General features: G+C 66.3%; 17 protein-coding genes. 7 read left to right on the plus strand and 10 right to left on the minus strand.

Annotated features, from left to right (window positions below):
* Positions 1–111 precede the first annotated feature (111 nt).
* Entirely contained in the window at positions 112–2,568 is a 2,457-nt protein-coding gene (ppsA, locus tag OF829_RS02155) for a phosphoenolpyruvate synthase (RefSeq protein ID WP_264938301.1), read from the plus strand.
* The gene (locus OF829_RS02160) at positions 2,565–3,533 is read left to right on the plus strand and encodes a 1-phosphofructokinase family hexose kinase (RefSeq protein ID WP_264938302.1); all 969 of its coding nucleotides are present in this window, start codon (positions 2,565–2,567) and stop codon (positions 3,531–3,533) included. The genes ppsA and OF829_RS02160 overlap by 4 nt, the downstream gene beginning before the upstream one ends.
* Positions 3,534–3,539: 6 nt before the next feature.
* Here OF829_RS02160 and OF829_RS02165 read toward each other — a convergent pair whose 3' ends face one another.
* The gene (locus tag OF829_RS02165) at positions 3,540–3,905 is read right to left on the minus strand and encodes a host attachment family protein (protein WP_264938303.1); all 366 of its coding nucleotides are present in this window, start codon (positions 3,903–3,905) and stop codon (positions 3,540–3,542) included.
* Between the two features lie 185 nt (positions 3,906–4,090).
* A complete protein-coding gene (locus OF829_RS02170) occupies positions 4,091–4,741 on the minus strand; it encodes a BON domain-containing protein (RefSeq protein ID WP_264938304.1) in 651 nt (216 codons plus the stop codon).
* 196 nt (positions 4,742–4,937) lie between these two features.
* Here OF829_RS02170 and OF829_RS02175 point away from each other — a divergent pair, with 196 nt between their 5' ends.
* Complete coding sequence (locus tag OF829_RS02175) at positions 4,938–5,936, plus strand: zinc-dependent alcohol dehydrogenase family protein (protein ID WP_264938305.1); 999 nt, start codon at positions 4,938–4,940, stop codon at positions 5,934–5,936.
* Positions 5,937–5,988: 52 nt separating this feature from the next.
* Here OF829_RS02175 and OF829_RS02180 read toward each other — a convergent pair whose 3' ends face one another.
* Complete coding sequence (locus tag OF829_RS02180) at positions 5,989–6,135, minus strand: hypothetical protein (protein WP_264938306.1); 147 nt, start codon at positions 6,133–6,135, stop codon at positions 5,989–5,991.
* Between the two features lie 266 nt (positions 6,136–6,401).
* Here OF829_RS02180 and OF829_RS02185 point away from each other — a divergent pair, with 266 nt between their 5' ends.
* Positions 6,402–6,722 (plus strand): hypothetical protein, encoded by a 321-nt coding sequence (locus OF829_RS02185; protein ID WP_264938307.1) that lies wholly within the window; start codon positions 6,402–6,404, stop codon positions 6,720–6,722.
* A gap of 482 nt (positions 6,723–7,204) precedes the next feature.
* Here OF829_RS02185 and OF829_RS02190 read toward each other — a convergent pair whose 3' ends face one another.
* A complete protein-coding gene (locus tag OF829_RS02190; RefSeq protein WP_264938308.1) occupies positions 7,205–9,280 on the minus strand; it encodes an alpha-L-arabinofuranosidase C-terminal domain-containing protein in 2,076 nt (691 codons plus the stop codon).
* Positions 9,281–9,446: 166 nt separating this feature from the next.
* On the opposite strand from OF829_RS02190, the gene OF829_RS02195 reads away from it, so the two are divergent.
* Both OF829_RS02195 and OF829_RS02200 read left to right on the plus strand, forming a co-directional pair.
* Complete coding sequence (locus tag OF829_RS02195) at positions 9,447–10,520, plus strand: alpha/beta hydrolase (protein WP_264938309.1); 1,074 nt, start codon at positions 9,447–9,449, stop codon at positions 10,518–10,520.
* Entirely contained in the window at positions 10,517–12,415 is a 1,899-nt protein-coding gene (locus OF829_RS02200) for an NPCBM/NEW2 domain-containing protein (RefSeq protein ID WP_264938310.1), read from the plus strand. Before OF829_RS02195 ends, OF829_RS02200 begins: the two co-directional genes overlap by 4 nt.
* A 1-nt stretch (position 12,416) precedes the next feature.
* On the opposite strand, the gene OF829_RS02205 is transcribed toward OF829_RS02200, so the two are convergent.
* The 3 genes from OF829_RS02205 to OF829_RS02215 all read right to left on the minus strand — a co-directional run bounded on the left by OF829_RS02205 (position 12,417) and on the right by OF829_RS02215 (position 17,057).
* Positions 12,417–13,193 carry a FadR/GntR family transcriptional regulator gene (locus OF829_RS02205; protein ID WP_406701385.1) on the minus strand — a complete coding sequence of 259 codons (777 nt, stop codon included), beginning with the start codon at positions 13,191–13,193 and terminating at the stop codon, positions 12,417–12,419.
* 71 nt (positions 13,194–13,264) lie between these two features.
* Positions 13,265–15,871 carry a glycoside hydrolase family 3 protein gene (locus OF829_RS02210; protein ID WP_264938312.1) on the minus strand — a complete coding sequence of 869 codons (2,607 nt, stop codon included), beginning with the start codon at positions 15,869–15,871 and terminating at the stop codon, positions 13,265–13,267.
* Positions 15,872–15,998: 127 nt separating this feature from the next.
* Positions 15,999–17,057, minus strand: coding sequence for a LysR family transcriptional regulator (locus OF829_RS02215; RefSeq protein ID WP_264938313.1), 1,059 nt, complete (start codon positions 17,055–17,057; stop codon positions 15,999–16,001).
* A gap of 86 nt (positions 17,058–17,143) precedes the next feature.
* Between OF829_RS02215 and OF829_RS02220 the strand changes: the two genes are divergently transcribed.
* Positions 17,144–17,455: a PqqD family protein gene (locus tag OF829_RS02220; protein ID WP_264938314.1), complete on the plus strand. Its 312-nt coding sequence runs from the start codon at positions 17,144–17,146 to the stop codon at positions 17,453–17,455.
* Positions 17,456–17,506: 51 nt separating this feature from the next.
* Here OF829_RS02220 and OF829_RS02225 read toward each other — a convergent pair whose 3' ends face one another.
* Genes OF829_RS02225 through OF829_RS02235 form a run of 3 tightly spaced genes read right to left on the minus strand, consistent with a single transcriptional unit; the run spans position 17,507 to position 21,034 of the window.
* Complete coding sequence (locus tag OF829_RS02225; RefSeq protein WP_264938315.1) at positions 17,507–19,204, minus strand: Dyp-type peroxidase; 1,698 nt, start codon at positions 19,202–19,204, stop codon at positions 17,507–17,509.
* Complete coding sequence (locus OF829_RS02230; RefSeq protein ID WP_264938316.1) at positions 19,201–20,175, minus strand: hypothetical protein; 975 nt, start codon at positions 20,173–20,175, stop codon at positions 19,201–19,203. Before OF829_RS02230 ends, OF829_RS02225 begins: the two co-directional genes overlap by 4 nt.
* Positions 20,168–21,034 carry a hypothetical protein gene (locus tag OF829_RS02235; RefSeq protein WP_264938317.1) on the minus strand — a complete coding sequence of 289 codons (867 nt, stop codon included), beginning with the start codon at positions 21,032–21,034 and terminating at the stop codon, positions 20,168–20,170. Before OF829_RS02235 ends, OF829_RS02230 begins: the two co-directional genes overlap by 8 nt.
* Positions 21,035–21,207: the final 173 nt, after the last annotated feature.

A 21,207-nucleotide genomic window follows, 5' to 3' on the forward strand; every position in this document is an offset into this window, starting at 1 on the left:
GATTGCCCCCTTGCCTATCGATACCGCCGCCGGGCGAGGATACGGAATTGTCCCAATGCGCCTCGGGACATTGCGTATCGTCACGCGCGCCGGAACGTTCAATTTGAGCCGATGACCGAGACAGCCACCCTGCCGCCGCCAGGCGAAAGCCCTGCGGCTCAGTCCAGCCCCTCGCCGCAGCATGAAGCGGCATGGGTGCTGCCCCTTGAAGCGACCAGCATGAGCGACGTGCCGCAGGTCGGCGGCAAGAACGCCTCGCTCGGCGAGATGATGCGGCATCTCGCGCCGGCGGGCGTCCGGATACCGGAGGGCTTCGCGATCACCGCCGCGGCGTATCGCGCCACGATCGCCGAAGCCGGCCTCGACAGCGCTTTGCGGGGCGCGATCGAGGAATATCGTGGCGGCCGCAGGCAGCTTCACCACACGGGTGAAGCGATCCGGTCGATGATCGCGAACGCCAGTCTCCCCGCCCGCCTCGTCCAGGCGGTCCGCGAAAGCTATCGCGATCTCTGCGAGCGAACGGGCGTCCCCAACGTCGCCGTCGCGGTCCGGTCGAGCGCGACTGCGGAAGACCTCCCAGACGCGAGCTTCGCCGGCCAGCAGGAAACCTTGCTGAACGTCGCGGGCGAGGAAGCCCTGCTCGCGGCGTGCCGCACCTGTTACGCGTCGCTCTTCACCGACCGCGCGATCAGCTATCGCGAGGCCAAGGGATTCGACCATTTTGCCGTCGCGCTATCCATCGGCGTCCAGCGCATGGTGCGCGCCGACAAGGGTGGATCGGGCGTGATGTTCTCGCTCGATACCGAAACCGGCTTCCCCAACCTCATCTCGATCAGCGCGGCGTGGGGCCTCGGCGAGCCGGTGGTGCAGGGATCGGTGGACCCGGACCTCTATCGCGTCTTCAAGCCCCTGCTGGCGAACCCGAGCCTCGCGCCGATCGTCGAGCGCAAGCTCGGCGGCAAGGCGCGGAAGATGCGCTACGCCCGCAAGGGCACACGGATCGTCGCGACCAGCCGGGCCGAACGCCGTGCCTTCGTGCTTCGGGATGAAGAGGTGCTGACCCTGGCGCGCTGGGCCGTCGCGGTCGAGGCGCATTACGGGCGGCCGATGGATATGGAATGGGCCAAGGACGGCGTGACCGGCGAGCTCTTCATGGTTCAGGCGCGGCCGGAAACCGTGCATGCGCTCCGCTCCGCTTCCACGCTTCGCAGCTGGCGGCTCGACGGAACGGGCAAGCTGCTCGTCACCGGATCGGCGGTTGGTCAGGCGATCGCTTCCGGCCCCGTCTGCCTGATCCGCGACGCGCGGGACATCGAGCGCTTCCCCGACGGCGCGATCCTGGTCACCGAGATGACCGACCCCGACTGGGTGCCGGTGATGCGCCGCGCGGCGGGCATCGTCACCGATCATGGCGGCTCGACCAGCCATGCCGCGATCGTCAGCCGCGAGCTTGGCGTTCCCGCGGTCGTCGGCACCGGTAGCGCTACCCGGCTGCTGCGCGACGGTGACCAGATCACGCTCTCCTGCGCACAAGGGGAGGAGGGCCGCGTTCTCGAAGGCCTGATTCCGTTCAGCAGCGAGACGATCGAGATCGACGCGCTGCCCCGGACGCGCACCGAGCTCATGCTGAACCTCGCCGATCCCGATGCCGCGCTCGCCTGGTGGCTCCTGCCCGCCAGGGGGGTCGGCCTCGCGCGCATGGAATTCATCGTCAGCAACCATGTCCGCGTCCATCCAATGGCGCTGGTCCATCCGGAGCGCGTTTCCGATCCGCGCGAGCGCCGCAGGATCGCCGAACTGACCCAGGGCCATGCGGATCCACGCGACTATTTCGTGTCCAGGCTGGCCCTCGGTATCGCCAAGATCGCCAGCGTCTTCCATCCGCATCCCGCGATCGTCCGGCTGAGCGACTTCAAGACCAATGAATATGCCGGGCTGCTGGGCGGCCGCGACTTCGAGCCGCGCGAGGAGAATCCGATGCTCGGGTTCCGCGGCGCCTCGCGCTATTATCATGAGCGCTACCGCGAAGGCTTCGCGCTCGAATGCCGCGCGCTCAAGCAGGTGCGGGAGACGATCGGGCTCAGCAACGTCGTAGTGATGGTGCCCTTCTGCCGCACGCCCGAAGAGGCCCGCCTCGTCCTCGCCGAAATGGCTGCGAACGGACTGGTGCGCGGCGAGAACGGGCTCGAAATCTACATGATGTGCGAGATTCCTTCGAACATCGTCCTCGCCGAGGAATTCTCCGCGCGGTTCGACGGTTTCTCGATCGGCTCGAACGACCTGACCCAATTGATGCTCGGGATCGACCGCGATTCCGATGTGCTGGCGCCTTTGTTCGACGAGCGCAGCCCCGCTGTCACGCGGATGATCGCCGACTTCGTACGACGCGCGCAGGTTTGCGGCGCCAAGGTCGGAATCTGCGGTCAGGCGCCGAGCAACTATCCGGAGTTTGCGCGGTTCCTGGTCGAACACGGGATCGACTCGATCTCGCTCAATCCCGACAGCTTCGTGCCCACGCTGCGGCGGCTGGCCGAGGTCGAGCAGGCATTGGATGCGGAACGAACATGACCGAGATCGCCACGCTCACGATGAACCCAGCGCTCGACGTCACCACGGCGACCGAGACGGTCCGTCCCGGGCACAAACTGCGCTGCGGCGCCCCGCAGTTCGATCCGGGCGGCGGCGGCATCAATGTCGCGCGGGTGGTGACCGCGCTCGGCGGCGCGGCGACTGCGATTTTCCCCAGCGGCGGCCCTCCGGGGCAGCGCATCGAGCAGCTTCTCGGTCAGGCGCAGGTGCCGTTTCGCGCGGTCGCGATCGCCGACATCACGCGCGAGAGCTTCACGGTCGACGAGAGCGGGACGGGCAACCAGTTTCGCTTCGTGCTGCCGGGCCCCGAATTGTCCGAGGCGGAGCAGGCATGCTGTCTCGAAGCGCTGAAGGCCTTGCCGCACCGCCCGCGCTGGCTCGTCGCCAGCGGCAGCCTGCCCCCCGGCGTGCCGGATGATTTCTACCTGAGGGTAGGCGGCATATGCCGATCACTGGACATTCGAATGCTGCTCGACAGCTCGGGACCCGCGCTCGCCGCATGCGCGGGTCTCAACGCTGCGCTCATCAAGCCGAGCCTGCGCGAGCTCGAGGACCTGGTTGGTCACCCGATCGGCAGCGACGAGGCCGAGGTAGCCGCTGCCCGCGAGCTGATCGGGCGCGGCTTTGCCGAAACCGTTCTGCTCTCGCTGGGTTCGCGCGGCGCCCTGCTGGTCACCCAGGATAGCGCGGAGCGGTTCCAAGCGATCGCGGTGCCAGTCCGCAGTACGGTGGGGGCCGGCGACAGCATGATGGGCGGTGTCGTACTCGGCCTCTCGCGTGGAATGGCGCTTCGTGACACCGTCCCGCTCGGTATCGCGGCGGGCGCCGCGGCGTTGATGGCGCCCGGAACCGGGCTCGCGCACGCGGAGGATGTCGCACGGCTTCACGCCCAGCTGACCGGCGGATCGCCGAGCGGCACCATGAGCGCGAGCCCCTCCGGCTGAGCGCCGCTACGCGGCCACGAGGTGCAAGCGGTGCGCGAGTTCCTGCGGTGCGCAACCGGCGAGGTCCTTTGCGATCTCACCGACGATGTGGCGGCGGACGCGCTTCGGCACCTCGGCACGCAGCTCTCCCAGCCGCTGTGGCGGCGCGACCAGGATCAGTGGCGTGCCGCCCGCGAGGAGCGGATCGACCGCAGCGATCACATCTCGCGCAAACCTGTCTTGGTGCCGGTCATCGGTGCGTCCGGCACAGCGAGGGATTTGATCGCCCGGCACGGCCTCGAGGTCCGGCACGACGTCGCCGCCCCGGTTGCGGAGCAACTGAACATGCGCACCATCGAGCACGAGGACCAGGGCACCATGCGGAACGAGCATCGAAACCTCCGTCATCCGGGCCGCAGACCCGGTCGAGGTCTTTGGATGCGGGAGATGGGCTCGCGGCGAAATGCGGAGTTTTCCGTATCCGAGGTCCCTCCGCGCACACAAAAAGGGGGCGCCGCGTGGACGGCGCCCCTTCTGGCAACCGCCGGACCGATCGCAAGCGACCGGCCCTCAGTTGATCAGGCCAAGACGATCTCGTCTTCGACCTTGGTCACGCCCGGCGCCGCCCATGCGGCATTCTCGGCGATACGCCGCTCGTTCCAGCCATGGACGTTGCCACGCAACTTGACCGTGCTGCCCTGCACCTTGACGTCGATCGACGCGGCGTCGAGCGCGGCCGAGCGCTTGATCGCCGCCATGATACGATCGCGCACGTCGCCCGCGGAGGCGCGAGCGCGCACGGTGATGGCATTATAGACGCTGCGCACGCCGCTGATGCGCGCCGCGGCCGCCCTGGCCGCTTCCTTCTGATAGTTCCAGTCGACTTCGCCGGTGAGCGTCACCATGCCCTTCGAGACCACCACCTGGATGCGGTCGTCGGGCACGCTGACATCCCAGCGGAACAGCTGGACGATGCGCGCCGCGATCTCGTCGTCCGAGGTCTTGGGATCGAACGCGAAGCGCACCTCGATTTCCTCGGCGACCGCCTTGACGCCCTTGACGCGCTTGGCGGCGCGCTCGGCCGCGATCTTCTGGAGATAGCTCGGCACATGGCCGGTGAGCGTCACCACACCCTGATTCGCGGTCACGCCGATATGCGCGTGCTCGACCTCGGGCTCCCAAGAGAGCTCGTCGAGCACATCACGCTGCAACTGGCTGTCGGTTTTCATTGCTGTCACTCCTGTGTAATCGTTCCGAGCGGGGACTCGGCGGGGTGATTTTCGACCTGCGCAAGACATCCGAGAATTGGGAGAATCCCTAATTCGACCGTTCGGCGAGGGAACGCAGCATCGTGTTCTGCACAACGGGGCCGCCTCGCGTCTTTCCCGTATATCGCGGCGCCGTGCTGCGCTTCAGGAACGCGGCATGACACGATCCTATGCCATGCAGCTCGACCGCCCTGGCGCGGCGCTCCGCGCGGTCGAACGGCCGATCCCATCGCCCGGGCGCGGCGAAGTCGTGCTCGAGGTCTCGGCCTGCGGCGTCTGCCGCACCGACCTGCATATTGTCGACGGCGAGGTCGCCGCGAATTTTCCGATCGTGCCCGGCCACGAGATCGTCGGGCGGATCGTGGCCATCGGCGCCGGTGTGGATGGGGTATCGGTGGGACAGCGGCTGGGCGTGCCCTGGTTGGGGGGCACGTGCGAACGGTGCTTCTACTGTCGCTTGGGGCAAGAGAATCTCTGCGACCTGCCGGTCTTCACCGGCGCCTCGCGCGACGGTGGCTATGCGACGCACGTGGTTGCCGATGCCCGCTTCTGCCTCGAAATCCCGGCGGCCTTCGGCGATGTCGAGGCCGCGCCTTTGCTCTGCGCGGGCCTGATCGGCTACCGCGCGCTCGCGATGGCGGGCGACTGCCGCAGCATTGCACTCTACGGCTTTGGCGCGGCCGCGCACATCATCGCGCAGATCGCGCGCTGGCAGGGCCGAGACGTCTATGCCCTCACCAAACCGGGCGACGTGGCGAGCCAGAATTTCGCCAGATCGCTCGGCTGCGCTTGGGCCGGAGGTTCGGATCAGGCGCCGCCGGAATCGGTCGATGCCGCGATTCTCTTCGCCGCGGCCGGAGAGCTTGTCCCGGAGGCGCTCCGCATTGTTCGCAAGGGCGGCCGGGTCGTCTGCGCCGGCATCCATATGAGCGACATCCCGTCATTCCCGTACGCTGACCTTTGGGGGGAGCGTTCGATCCGCTCGGTCGCCAATCTCACCCGCGCCGACGGCAAAGCCTTTTTCGAGCTCGCCGCCCGGGTACCGCTGCGAACGACCACGCAGGTCTATCCATTGGCACAAGCCAATGAAGCGCTCGACGCATTACGAACGAGCCGGATCGAAGGCGCTGCAGTCCTTGTGCCCGAGCACCGCTGAGGGTTCCGCAGCGTCCATTCGCTGCCTGGATCGCGGGCGAATGAGGCCCGCTTCAATCCGCCGGCTGCTTGTAGATAATTCCACCCTTTGCGCGTTCGGCGTCCAATAGGCTCTGGAGGCGAGCGCGCTCCTTCGCGTCCGGCGCGGCGGCGATCAGTCTCTCGAATTTCTCAATGTTTTGGCGTATAACCCAGTCCATGTGACTGCCCCCTCGAAAGGTGGCTCGGTCCATCCGAGTCGCGATGAGATCGTATCACAAGCCGTGCGCAGGATTGAGGTCAGGAGAAGCACTAATCCCAACCTAAGTATATAACCCGATTCCCGGACTGTTTTCCGACGATCACCATGTTTCAACTGGGGTACGGGGAAGTCGCCCGCGACGCAGCTTCCCACGGTGAAGTATCAAGTTCGGAGTGTCTCGTGACGAGTTTATGATCGGCAGCTAGTTGCCGCGGGAGATCAAACATGTCGAACGGCGAACGGCGATATTTCAGGCGACGAGCGCTCCAGGAAATCGAGGCTGCGATGCGCGCGAATTCGATCGAGGCAGAGCTTTCACACAGCGGACTCGCGCAACTGCACCTGCAGAATTGCGTTGGGTGTGTGGAGCGCAGGACTCGCGAATGCCTCGATTGTCCAATGTGGCGCGTCTGCGATCTTGCACTTGCGGCGCGGCACATGGCGCAAGAGGGGGAGTCGAAAATTCCGACCGCTGATCCGGTGGCCTACAGACAAAGTTTTACGGCCGACGGTTCGAATGCGCGCCAGATGCTGTTGTCTCACTAGGGCATCCGCACTCCGCGCCAAATGGAGTTCGCTGTGCGTAGCGCCATGCCACCTAGGCCCACTACCCCGCCAAGGGCCCCAAACTTCGAAGCTCAAACCTCGAATAGCGACGCACGAGCATTGATTGCCGACTCCAGCGCCGCATCTCCGTGCCACTAGCGCTAGGCATTCAACTGCCTCGATCTTGCGCGTAGGATAGTCAGTGTAGCTAGTACGGGCGAGTGCGCCAGGATTTAAGTGGACACCGAAGACAAATTACAGTAAGAGTTTGCCTGTTGGACGTATTAGCAGAATTACCAGTTGAAGGACTCGAACCATCGCCCAATATTTTCAGGAATATTTTTGAGGGTATATTTCAGAAGCTGGAATGACATTGATTTTATTGTCAAATTCTTGCTTTGAATTTTCGAGAAATCTTCTGGCACCATTTCCCCGCCCCGCCGCGGCCTTGCTGCCAAGGGCGGTGGAGCGGGCGCTGCTCCTTATCGGTCGATCGGGAACTCGAAGATCGAGGTGGAAATCGCCGGCACCGTCAGTTGCCGCCCAAGGGCCGGCACTTTCGTCTCCGCGATGCTCACCCCGGCCGCGGCGCCCACCTTGTTCGCCGCCTCGGGCGAGGCCCCGCTGAGCAACCACCGCGTGCCGCCTCCGCGGGTGCGCAGGTTGCGCAGATCGACGGCGAAGCGCTGCGGCATATAGGTCGCGTTGACCACGGCGATCCGCAGGAACTTTCCGTCGGGGCTGATCCCCGCGATCACGTCGAGCGGCCAGGTCGGGCTGCCCGCATTCACGCGCTTGTGCGCATAGCCGACGAGAAATTGCGGGTCGCGCTGCGGCGCGTTCCCGCCGACCGCCAGCGGCACCGTCCCCGCCCCGAAATGCTCACCATAGAGCTTGAAGACCATTCCCGTCGAGTTGAGCACCGAGGCGGTGGGGGTGATGTCCATCGTCGATGCGCCGGTCGTGAAGGCGCTCATCTTCAGGAAATCGGTGTGCCGCAGCATTTCCTGCATCACCATTGCGTAAGCGAGCGCGTTCTTGAGCGTGGCCGGCCCGAAATAGGCATATTCGTCGATCGACAGGAAGATGCCCTTCTCGCGGAGCCCCGGGAAGCGCTGCTCGTAGATCTTCCAGACCTCGGCCTTCATCCGGACCTGGTTCGACGGCGACCGGACATATTCGAGCAGCTCGGCATCCTTGGGCGCGTTGGGGCGCTGTTCGGGCCGGTCATACCAATGCTCGCTGATCCCCTCGAACGTGCCCATCGCCTTGGCGAAGAACGCGCCGGTCCAGTCCTCCTCGGTGCCGAAGCGGGGCTGGATGTCCTGGAGCGTGACATTTTCCTGCACGCCCTTGGGATGCAGCTGGTCGGGCATCGCGCCCGACGCGATCAGGACGATCCCGGGATCCACCTCGCGCATGCGCTCGGCGAATTCGCGGTGCTTGATCAGGTAATAATCGAGGCTGGTCTTGCCGATCTGCCACCAGCCATAGGGTTCGTTGCCGATGTTCCAGTATTTGACGCGATAGGGTTCGGGATGGCCGTTGGCGGCGCGCTTTGCACCCCAATAGCTGGTCGCGGGCCCGTTGAGATACTCGACCTCCTCTGCCGCCGAATTGGCATCGCCCAGCCCGGCGTTGACGGTCACATAGGGCTCGGCGCCGACCAGGCGGGCAAGCTCCATCCATTCGTCCATGCCCAGATCGTTGGTCTGCATCGCGCTCCAGGCATAATCGAACATCGGCGCGCGCCGGTCGCGCGGGCCGATCGCGCCGTGCCAGTCCCAGTCGGACAGGAAATTGCCGCCCGGCAGGCGCCAGAAGCCCGAATGGAGCGAGCGGGCAAGCGCGGTCGTATCGGCGCGCCAGCCATTGATATTGTCGGACGGCATCAGCGATGCCGCCGCGACGCGGAACCTGCCGGTGCCGGTCCCGACGATCTCGATCCGGGCACCGCTCGAATCCGCGCCCGGCGTGAATTCGAACGTCACGCGCTGCCAGCCCGCGCCGGGAGCCGGCAGCGTCACGCTCTGCCGATCGTTGGGGCCGTCGCCCCAGATCAGCGACACGGTCACGCGCGCCCCCGCATCGCCGCTCAGCCACAGCGAGCCGTCATACCGCTTGCCGGCCGCGACGCCGAAGCCCGACTGGCCGAGCCCGCGCGGCGTCTCGCCCGCCACCGCGACGCTCGCGCACTGCTTGCCGGCGAACGGATCGCGCGTGTCCATCGTCACCGCGTCGTCGCCGCCGATCGGGCGCCACTTGCGCAGGGTCACGCCCGGGCGGCCCTCGGCATTGGCGGGGGGCGGGGTGTCCCGGGACGCGGGCACCACCGGGAAATAGAATTTGCGGTCGTCGAGCATCTCGGCCCACAGCGTGCGCGCGACGAGGCTGCCGATCGGCTCGATGAACATGCCATATTCATGCGGGGTGACCGCGTCGGACCGCTTGGCGGCGTCGATCGTCACCTGCACTTGCTGCGCATGCCCGTCGAACGCGCCGACCAGCGCGCAGAGCGCCACACCCAGTCCGACGATCCTGTGCTTGAGACCGCTCATGCCGATCCTCCCTCTCCAGATATACTCGGTGTATTAGCGTGCGAACCGCCGCCGCGCCAATAGCCTCACGCTGAGCGATTCCGCCCTCAGTCTGATTGACTCGCTCCGAAAATACACTGACAAATTGGCGGTGCGCGAGCAGTCAAGCGCGAAGGGGAGCATCCTGATGAGGCTATTCAAGGCACTTGGCGCGGCCGCCGCGCTGATCGTGTTGGCGAGCGCCGGCGCGGCTTATGCGCAAGTCGCCACGATCGTTCCCGATCCGGTCGCGGGCGCGAGGCCGGTGACGGTCGAGCGGATCAAGGTCCACTCGGCGGCGATCCAGGGCAATCTCGAGGGCGAGAGCGCGGATCGCGACGTCATCGTCATGCTGCCCCCCGGCTATGCCGCGAATCGCCGCCGCCGCTATCCGGTGGTCTACGCGCTGCACGGCTATTCGATCGGCGCCGAGCAATGGATCAAGGAGATCCACGCGCCGCAGACGGTGGAAGGCGCGTTCGCCAAGGGCGCGAACGCGATGATCATCGTCTTTCCCGACAGCAAGACCGTCCATAACGGCTCGATGTATTCGAGTTCGGTGACGACCGGCGATTTCGAGACCTTCGTTGCGCGCGAGCTGGTCGCCTATATCGACGCGCATTACCGCACGATCGCGCGGCGCGAGAGCCGCGGGCTCGCCGGCCATTCGATGGGCGGCTATGGCACGAGCCGGATCGGGATGCGGCATGCGGATGTGTTCGGCGCGCTCTACATGATGAGCCCGTGCTGCCTGTCCCCGCGCGATCCGGCGAGCTTCACCGCCGAGGCGAGCGCACCGCTCGAAGCGGTCACCTCGCTCGATCAGGCGACCAAGCTGGGATGGGGCCAGCGCGCCCAGCTCGCGACCGCCGCGGCCTGGTCGCCCAATCCCAACAAGCCGCCGCTCTATCTCGATCTCCCCTTCAGCAACGGCAAGCTCCAGCCCGACGTGCTCGCGCGATGGACCGCCAATGCGCCGCTCGTCTTCGTCCACCAATATATCGCCAATCTGCGGCGCTACCGGGCGATCGCGATCGATGTCGGCGATCAGGACGGGCTGCGTTTCGACGCCGAAAAGCTGCACGGCGTGCTCGACGCCTATCGCATCCCCAACAGCTTCGAAATCTATCCGGGCACGCATACCAGCGCGGTGGCGGTACGCTTCCAGGATTATGTGCTTCCCTTCTTCAGCCGCAACCTCGTGATGGGAGCCGCACGATGAGCGTACGCTTCGCCTGCTGCATCGCCGCCCTGCTCGCTACGGTCTCGCCGCTCGCCGCGCAGGCGGGTCCCGACCCGCTCGCCCCCACCGGCCGCTGGAGCGCCTATACGCGCGGCGCCGCGGCGCGCCCGCCGATGGGCTGGAACAGCTGGAACGCCTTCGGCAGCGGGATCGACGAACGCAAGCTGCTGGCGTCGGCGCAGGTGATCGTCGACACCGGGCTGGCCGCCAAGGGCTATCGCTATATCGACCTCGACGACGGCTGGTGGCTCCGCCGCCGCACCGCCGACGGCCGCATCGTCATCCGCACCGCCAACTTCCCCTCGGCAGATATCGGCGGCGGCGAGACGAGCTTCCGTCCGCTCACCGACCGGCTGCACGCGATGGGGCTCAAGGCCGGCATCTATTCGGATATCGGCCGCAACAGCTGCGCGCAGATGTACAGCAGCGACGGGCTCAACCAGCCCGAGGGCAATCTCGCCGAGCGCGAGGTGGGCCTTTACGACAATATCGACCGCGATATCGGCCTCTATTTCCGCGACTGGGGCTTCGATCTGATCAAGGTCGATGCGTGCGGCATCCGCGGGCTGACCCCCGACAGTCCCTGGGTCAGCTCGGGCAAGATGCGCGCGCTCGGGCCGTTCATCGACAGCGAGTCGCTCGGCCGAACCGATATCTCGACGGTGCGCAGCCTCTATGGCCAGGTGCGGCAGGCGCTCGAAAAGTACAATCCCGACAACGACTTCATCTATTCGCTCTGCCTCTGGGGCTCGGCGGACGTCCGCTCCTGGGCGAAGGACACCGGCAACATCTCGCGCACCAGCGACGATATCGCGCCGACCTGGGGCCGGATGCTCCACAGCCTCGACAGCGCCGCCCGCCGCCCGCTCTACGCGCATCCGGGCTCGTGGAACGATCCCGACATGCTCTATATCGGCACCGGCGATTTCGACGCCGACCATTTGACCGAGGCGCGCGCGCACTTCGCGCTCTGGGCGATGCTGAGCGCGCCGCTGATGATCGGCTATGATCTGAGCAAGGCGCCGCCCGCCCTGCTCGACATTTTCGGCAACAGCCGCGTCATCGCGGTCGATCAGGACCCGGCGGGCAACCAGGCGGTGCTGGCGTTCGATACCGACGATCTCCAGATTTTCGTGAAGACGCTCGCGAACGGGGACAAGGCGGTGGCGGTGGTCAACCGCACCGGCGGGCCGATCAGCGGGGGCTTCACTGCCGATCAGCTCAAGCTCCTGAAGGACGCCGATATCGCGCTCACCGATCTCTGGACCGGCGAGCAGCACAGCTTCCGCGGCGAATACAAGTTCAAGCTCGCCGCGCACCAGACGCTGATCTTCACCGCGCACGGCACCCGCCGGCTCGCGGGCGGCTTCTACCTGTCCGAAACGCCCGGCATCGTGAACCCCGCCGCCGACGGCGTGCTGGTGCCCGAGGAGGAGCCGCTGGTCTATCGCCCGATCTTCTGGGCGGGCACGCACGGCAGCGGCGAGCATCCACGCTATGGCGGCTGGGGCGGCGCACAGCCGGACCAGACCCCCTATGGGCTCAATCTCGGCATCGGACGCCAGCGCTTCGACACCGGAATCGGCATCCTCGCCAATTCGCGGCTCGAGGTGCGCAACCAGGGGCATGCCCGCTTCAGCGCCCAGGTCGGCATCGACGATTCGGCGCGGATGCTCAGCGCACCCGCGACCTTCTACGTCTATGGCGACGGCAAGCTGCTCGCCCGGTCGCCGCTGATGCGGTTCGGCCAGGCGCCGTTCGCGCTGTCGGCTGATGTGCGCGGGGTGAAGCTGGTCGAGCTGGTGGTGCGGACGCCGACGCCGGGCATTCAGGGCAGGCCGGTCACCTGGGGCGAGGCAGCACTGCTCGACTGAGCTACATGGTGATGCGCGTGTCCTCGAGCGCGAGGTCTATCAGCAGGCGCATCGCCGCGCCGGCACTCTCCACGTCGCCCGCGACGATCGAGTCGCAGACGCGCACGTGATCGGGCACCGGATCGCGCGGCAGCGCACGGGTGCGCTGCTTGAACTGCGTCGTCCAGGTCACGGCGGCGCCGATGCTGGCGCTGAGCGCCATCAGCGCGTCGTTATGCGTGGCGGTGAGCAATGCATCATGAAAATCGCGGTCCGCCGTCCGGCCCGCGTCGGTGGCCAGCGTGTGCCGTCGCATCCGCACCAGCGCCTCTTTCATCGCCCGGATATCGGCCTTGTCCCGGCGCTCCGCCGCTAGCCGCGCCGCGGCCGGCTCGACGATCGCGCGCAGCTCGAAAATGTCGCGCACGAAATCCTTGTCGGGCTCGCCCGAAAATGCCCAGGAAAGGACCGCGGGATCGAGAATGTTCCACCGGCTGCGGGGGAGCACGCGCGTGCCGGCCTTCGGCTTGCTTTCCACCAGCCCCTTGGCGGTGAGCACCTGCACGGCTTCGCGATAGGCGCTGCGCGAGACATCGAGGGCTTCGGCGTTGGCAACCTCCCCCGTCAGCCTCTCCCCCGGCTTGATCTGCCCGGAAACGATCGCGGTGCCGAGGAAATGCGCGACCGCCCCGCGCAGGCGCCGGCTCGAATCCTTGGGCGAACGCGTCAATGCCGAAGCGAACGCCTCCTCTGGATCCGGCTCCGCGGACGTCGCTGGTGGCAGCCTCTCATGTCCCATTACCGCAACAGCATATCGCTGACGAATACTCATGCAATTGCAATCGGTGTGCGGCCCCTGGCTGGCCGCGGCTATTCGGGCAAGATCGCCGGGCTCGTGATCTGGAAAGAGGTCTGCGCTCCGGCGGCTTTCGCCAGGCCAGCCCGTCCGCCGGGTTGGCCGCCGCCGACCCACAGATCCACCTTCCCCGGCACGATCCGCCTGACGCCGGCGCTGTCGACGATGCTCAACGCGCGGTCGCCCAGTGCGAAGGTGACGCGGCGGGTCTCGCCCGCGGCGAGATGGACGCGCTGCACCCCGGCGAGCGAGCGGATCGGCGCCCCCGCGACTCCGGGCCTGCTGACATAGAGCTGGACCACCTCGTCGCCGTCGCGGCTGCCGCTATTGGTGACATCGACCGCGACCTGGGCGGCCTCGTCCGCCCGCAGCTTCGGCTTGGAGACGCGCGCGCCCGAATATCGGAAGCTGGTGTAGGACAGCCCATAGCCGAAGGGATAGAGAGCCTCGCCCTTGAAGTAGCGATAGGTCCGGTTCGACATGGCATAGTCGCCGAATGCGGGCAGATCGTCAGCCGACCGGTAGAAGGTGACCGGCAGGCGCCCCGCAGGACTGAAATCGCCCGCGATCGCCCGGGCGACCGCATCGCCGCCCTGCCCGCCCGGATACCAAGCCTCGATGATCGCCGGGATGTTCTGGTCCGCCCAGTTCACGCTGAGCGCGCTGCCGTTCATCAGCACGAGCACGACCGGCGTGCCGGCCGCATGAACCTGTTCGAGCAGGCGCTGCTGCGACCGCGGCAGATCGAGCGACGTGCGGTCCCCGCCCATGAACCCATCCACCTGAAAGCGCATCTCCTCGCCCTCGAGCTGGGCAGTGAGGCCGCCGACGAAGATGACGACATCGGCGTTCTTCGCGGCCGCCACCGCCGCGGCCGCCGGAGGATCGCTCGGGACGCTCCACATCAGCCGCTCGGAGCCTTGCGCCTGGCGCTGGAACGCCTCGACACGAACCGCATAGGTCCGGCCCGCCTTGAGCGTCACCTTGCCGCTGGCGATCGACGGCCGCCAGTCGACCGCCCAGGCATCGACGACCGGCTTGCCGTCGATCCAGATCCGGTAGCCGCCATTGGCGACATAGCGGAACGTATATTCACCGTCCTCGGGCGCCTTGAGGTAGCCGGTCCAGCGGATCGCCCCGCTCTGCATCTCCCCCGACCAGTCATAGCCGGCCTGCGGCACGATCGCCGAGCGCTTGGCCGTGCCCTTGAATTCGCGATTGTCGAACGTCTCCGCCTTCACCCCGCTCCGGCTGCAGCCTTCATCGACGCACAGCGCCGCCGCGGGCACCGCCTCGAGCGAACGGTCGATCAGCCCCGAGCCTTCGACATAGGTCACTTGCGCATCGGGAAAGCGCCGCTTGATCCCGCTCAGCACGGTGACGGGATGCGAGGGCTCGCCGCTGTAATTGCCGACCAGCGCGGCCTGGCTGTCGGCGTTCGGGCCGATCACCGCGATCCGCCGGGGCGCCTGGGTCAGCGGCAGCAGGCCCTTGTCGTTCTTGAGCAGCACCAGCGACTTCTCGGCGGTCGCCTCCGCGAGCGCGCGGTTCGCCTCGGTATCGTAATCCTTCGCGGTGATGCCCGGGAACACCTTCGCCGAATCGTCGAACTGGCCGAGCCGCATCCGCGCGGTGAACAGCCGCACCAGCGACCGGTCGACCACGCTCTCCTCGAGCACCCCGGTCTTCACCGCGCTGACGATATGGCCGATCTCCTCGGGCCCGCCGCAGATCAGGTCCATGCCGGCATGGAAGGCCGCGGCCACGCCCGCCTCGGGCGAGGCGCTGTAGCCGTGATGATCCTTGCGGTAGATGTCGCCGACCGCGTCGCAATCGGACACGACATAGCCGCCGAAATTCCACGCATTCCGAAGATAATGAGTGAGAAGCTGGTCGCTCGCGCACGCCGGCGCGCCGTCGATCGCATTATAGGCGCACATCACCGATTGCGCCCCGCCCTCCATCACCGTCGCGCGGAAGGCCGGGAGATAGGTGTCGACGAGGTCGTGCTTCGACGGATGGACGTCGTCGCGGTGGCGGCTCGCCTCGGGGCCGCTATGGACGGCGAAATGCTTCGGCGTCGACACGGTCCGCAGATATCTGGAATCGTCGCCCTGAAGCCCGCGAACGAAGGCGACGCCCATATGCGCGGTCAGCCAGGGATCCTCGCCATAGGTCTCCTGGCCCCTCCCCCAGCGCGGATCGCGGAAGATGTTGATGTTGGGCGACCAGACGGTGAGCCCGCCGAACCAGTCCGAACCGCCGAAGCGGTGGCGCTCGGCGAGATATTTCGCGCGGAACTCGATGCTGATCAGGTTAGCGACCTGCCCGATATGCGGCACGTCGAAGGTTGCCGCCAATCCGATCGCTTGGGGAAACACCGTCGCATAGCCCGCGGCCGCCACGCCGTGCAGCCCCTCGTTCCACCAATTATATTCGCGGATGCCGAGCCGCGGGATCGCCGGTGCGTCGTTGACGAGCTGCGACGCTTTCTCCTCCAGCGTCATGCGCGAGACGAGATCGGCGGCGCGCGCCTCGAACGGGCGGTCAGTGTCGCGATAGGTCGGAAGGCTGGCGCCGGGCAGCTGGGCACCGACGCCCGTCGCTCCAAACGATGCCAACACCGCGCATATGCCAATGACGATCCGCCGTCCCATCGCGCGTTCCCCTCCGCCTCGTTGCCTGCCTGTGATTCGACCGTTTTATAGTCCGACTATTGGGCAAGCCTCAACGGGGCACGGGCCCACTTTAGTCAGACAATTTGGGCGCGCCCGCCCCCGCCGATCCGCGAAAGAAAATCCGGGTGAATGCCACGCCCGCATCGCTATCGGGAAAGTCGCGCGGATGAATGAACCGGTCCGCGAACCAAGGATAAAGCTCGGTGGAAAACGCCTCTTTCAGCCAGGCGATGGTGGTCAGGATCGACGGTGAGCGCTTCGCGTTCGCGTGATAGAAATAATAGAGTTCGAAACGTAGCCGTAGCGGCGCGCTGAGCGGGACGATCTGGTCGGACAGCAGCGTCACATAGGTGGGGAATGCGCCGACCCCCACGCCCCGCGCGACGGCCCAGAATTGCGTGATCGCGGAATTGGAGCAGATCGGCACGAAGCCGTTCGGGCGGTTCGGCCCGATCAGATGATCGACGAGCCTCGAATTCACGCCGTTACTCACCTGCTCGACGAAGCGATGCTCGCGCAGATCGTCGAAGGTCTGCGGATCGCCATGCTCGGCAATATAGTCCGGCGAAGCAAAGAGCATCATGTGCATGGTGGCGAGGCGCGCGACGATGATGTCCGGATCGGTCGGCAGATGGTAGGTCAGCCCGACATCGTGATCGCCGCTTCGATCCCGCGCCAGATCATAGCTGAGCTGCAGGTTCAGGCGGAGCCCGGGCAGCAACCGGGAAAGCGCGTCGAGCCTGGGAGTCAGCCAGAGCGACCCCAGCGCCTCCGAGCAGGCGATGCGCAATTCGCCCGGCTGCACCAGCACGTCGCCGTCCGCCGCGCCATCGAGCGCGGCCGGCTCGAAATTGCCCATTTTCCGGATCTGCTCGAGCAGCTGGGTTCCCGCGTCGGTCAGCTGGATGCCGTCGCGCGATCGCCGGAACAGCACCGCGCCGACCTCTTCCTCGACCCGGGCGAGCGACGCGCGCACGGTGTTCACCGACACCCGCCGGGCCTCGGCCGCGGCGCGCAGGCTGGCATGCCGGGCCGTGGCCGAAAAGGCCTTGAGATCGTCCCATCGCAGGTTCGACGGCGCTTTCGAATCGGTGTTCAGCGCCTGAACACCGTGTTCGGAATTTGGCATCGCGGTCCTCGTCGCCCTTCCGGTTACCATAGCTCCCCAACGCTGCAAAGCAGCGCCAAGCCTGTTTCCGAGGAGCGGGTTGAGCCATGGATACGCTGAAGGACGCGCCCCAAACGCTGGACATGGCCACGATCGTGCGCTGTTCGCCGGACATCTTCTACAGCGAGATCGCGGAGGAAATCGTCCTGCTGAACGTCAAGACCGGCGTCTATCACAGCGTCGATGCGATCGGGGGCGAGATCTGGCGCGCGCTGGCGTCGGCGCAGCCGATCGAAGCGGTCTGCGACGCGATGATCGAGGCCTATCCGCGTCACCCGGATATGGTGCGGGACGACACGCTGGAATTCATCATCGAACTCGCCGATCGCGACCTGCTCGTGATCGGAGAGACGCGCTGAGCGCACGCCGCCGCACGCGTTGCACCTTCGGCGCATCATCGGGGGAGCGCCTCAGGTCGGATCGATGATCCCCATCCCGATCATCCTGAGCGCGGTCATGCTGGGGATGAAGAAATAGTCCCCGCCGCGCGGCTCGACGAGCTGGGGCAGCTTGTCGCAGATGAAGGGGATCTTCCCCGCCTGCGTATCGACCGGAATCACCAGCTTGGGATCGTCCTTCGCGGGATGGTTGCCGATCACGGGGCAGGTATCGCTGCCCGCGTTGAAATCGAGGCTGTACTGCATCCATTGCTGCTGGACGAACTCGAACTGGCGGAACAGGCTGGTACAGATCGCCATGAAGATGATGCCGTGATCGCCGCCGTCGCCGGGCGCCTGCGGGTCATACTGGCCATAGGGCAGCCCGCGGCGCAGGATGCGGCGGCGGTTGATGATCCCCGATCCGGCGTTCGACTTGCCGGTCTTGTCGTTGAAGGTCGGCCCCAGCCCGTCGCGCGGATTGGCGCGGCGCAGGTGCGAGGTCACCGGGCATTTCGCGCCCGAGGCATCGCCGGCATAGGTGAAGTTGGTGAACTTGAGCGCGATCTCGGCGAGCCTGGGCTTGTCCTGCGCGGCGCGGGCCTGGTCGAGTTCGGCCCTGAACTTCTGCCAGTCGGCATAGGTGGGCGCCACGGTCAGCGGCACGCCGTCCTCCCAGCGGCCGACCATCTTGGCCTTGATCGTATCGACCGCCTCGATCTGCGGTACCCCGAACATCGCGGCGTAGCGCGTCGCCTGCGCGTCGATATAGGCGTTGAAGGTCCCCACCGCCTCGTGGAGCTTGCGATAGGCCATGAAGGTGCCGTTGCGGCTGAACGCGATCGGCATCGCCGCGCCGGGGATTTCCTGCGCCTCGTCGGGATAGCCGAGCAGGAATTCGCCGGTCGCCAGTGGCTCCCAGCTGTAATCGGGCATCAGCTTGCCGCCACCCGCGACGCGCAGCCGCTCGGCCTCGCCCGAGAACTGGCCGGAGAAGACCGGGTCGCCGAACCCGTCCGAGAGCTGGAAATGCTCCTTGTTGGTCGGCCAGTAGCGGTCGCCGTCCTGGCGCAGCACCGCCGACAGCTCCTGCCAGGGCGACTTGTCCGGCCCGACCCCGTCGAGCAGCACCACCCCGCCCTTCGACGCCTTGCACAGGCGGACGATTTCCTTGGTCTCGTTCTCGAGTTCGGCGCAGGGTGTGCCGTCGGGCTCCATCTGGGCATACATGGTGACGAGGATGTGGACGCGCTTGTCGCCCCGCGAATCGCGCCACACCGCGTCGCGCTGGTCGAGGAAGGGATCGTCGCCCAGCAGCGCCGCGCGCACCTCCATCCCGTCGATGAACTCGTCGGGCATGCCGCGCAGCGTCCGCGTCGGCACGCCGAGCGCGAGCAGCCCGGGGAAGGTGAAGCCGATATTGAGCGTCACCTTGGGCTTGATGAGCTGGACGCGGCCCGGATAGTCGGGAACGCCCTCGGCGCGGGCGATGTCCTTGACGCGCGGGTTGCGCGTGCGCAGCAGCGGCTCCTCGCGATTGGGGTCCTTCCAGCGCGCCGCAGTGGTGATGCGCGGCAGCAGCGCCTCGACAAAGGCGCGGCCCTTCTTGCCGTCGCGGACGGTCAGGTAGAAGTTGCGGCCCTTGGGAAAGCCGTCGCCATAAGTGCGCAGGATCCCGCCCTGGATATCGGCGAGGTCGAGCAAAGTCGGGCTGGGCGTGGGGTTGGTCATGCCGCGTCTCCCGGCAGGCGGCTGCGGATCACGCCGGGCGGCTGGGTGGGCCCATCGAGATCTGCCGGGCGGTTGGCGTCGAGGAAGGCGCGGAACGCCTTGCCCCAATCGGCGGGATCGCGGTGCTGCTGCTCGATCGCGAAGCGGGTGAAGGCCTGCTGGAGATAGAGCCCCTTGAGCACGTTGCGCAGGTTCGCATCGGGGGTCGCGGGATAGGGCTGGTTGCCCTTCCACATGATCCACCCATAATCGATCAGCAGCCCGACCGGCAGCATCGCCCACAGCGCAATCGTCCAGCCCCGGCTGAGTGGCTCGGTCCAGCCCAGCCAGGCGCCGATGCCCGCCAGGATAGCGATCGCGGGCCCCGCCAGCGCGATCGCGGCGAGCAGCGGGACCGAGATCGAGCTGAGCTTGGGCGGCAGATACCAGTAATCGTGGAACGGCATCGTCGTCTCGATCTGGCATTTGAGCATGTAGGCAGCGAAGCCCGCCGCATCGCCGACGCTGTCGAAGCCGTAGCAATATTGGAAGATCGACCGGAGTTCGGGCTCCATCAGCCCCCACAGCTCCTCGAAATAGCGGCGCGGCTCGCCCGTCCCCTTCGGATCGGGCAGGTCGAAATCGAGCATCACCAGCAGATAGGGACAGGTCAGCTGGTCGACCGGCTGGGGATCGAGCAGGTCGGTGCCCTTGATCGCGTTGACCAGCGCATTGCTGTGATCGCGGCCGTTGAAATTGGGCTGATCGATCACGACGAGCCGCGCGAAATGCGTCCTGAGGCTGCGCGAAAAGGGGCTGTTGAGCCCGATCTCCTCGGTCGCGTGCGACTGGAGCGCGGTGGGCAATGTCTCGAGCACCTCGCGCATGACATGGATCGGCGAACTCTTCATGCCGTCATGCTCGACAATGCCGTCGTTGCAGACCGGCACCGCCGCGGTGAAGAAATAGCTGCTGACGTCGATATTAGGCATCTGGCGTCTCCGGGGGCTTCTCCGGCGCGGGGCCAGGTTCGGCGACCTTGGGGGCCTCGGCGATGCGCGAGGCGGTGCCGAGCACGGCGCTGACCGCGGCGCGCACCGCCTGCTTCTCGGCCTCGCCATCCTCGTTCGCGGCGGAGGCGATGATCGTTTCGGCGGGCAGCGGCTGGGTTTCGCGTTCGGCATCGATCGGGCCGGTGCCGCCATCGCCCCAGCGGCCCAGCTCGGCATCGGCGCGGTTGCGGTCGGCCGCGGCGGTGTCGCAGCTCGCGACCGGCGCATAGCCCGGCGATCCGAGCCCGCCCTGATTGTCGATCAGCAGCTTCTGGAACGCCGCGCCCAGCCCCGCATCGTCGAGCGACGAAAGCTGTCCGGCTACGCCGCGCAGGTCATAGGCGAGCTTGAGCGCCAGCTTGATGTCGCGCTGGCCGCTGCCCGGCGTGGCGTTATAATAATAGTTGGTATCGACCTGATTGGCGCGGATATAGCCCTTGAAGGGCTCGACCGGGATCGAGTTCGGATATTTGGTGCTCGAATACCAGAAGAGATCGAGCCCGCCCGGGATGCCGTCGGCAAAGGCGTCGATATACTGGTCCCAGGTGCCGTTGAAATTGCTGCAGAAGAGCATGTAGTCGTTCGAGAGCTTCGCGGGCGGCTGGCCCAGCTGCGGCCATTGATCGCGGCGGATCATCACCCAGCGCGCGAAATGGATGAAGCCGAGGCCGAGCAGGCCCGCCAACGTCTTGGGCATCGCGCGGGAGACCATGAACAGGAAGGTGTTCACCCACGTCATCCCCGGCCGCATCGGCGTGACGACGTTCATCCCATAGGCTTTGCCGGCTACGTTGCTCATCGCGACTCCCCCTGAAGGGCAAGCGATATTCCATTCCATTTCATCGGGCAACGCGGTCAGGTGAAGAAAAGCAGCGATGACTTCATGGCGTCTATCGAATTAAAATCGCACCATTGTGGATGAACCGGGGATAATCAAAGAAAACGATACTTTGATTTACTGAGCGGAAACAT

Source organism: Sphingomonas caeni (assembly GCF_026013415.1).
Classification (GTDB): domain Bacteria; phylum Pseudomonadota; class Alphaproteobacteria; order Sphingomonadales; family Sphingomonadaceae; genus Sphingomonas; species Sphingomonas caeni.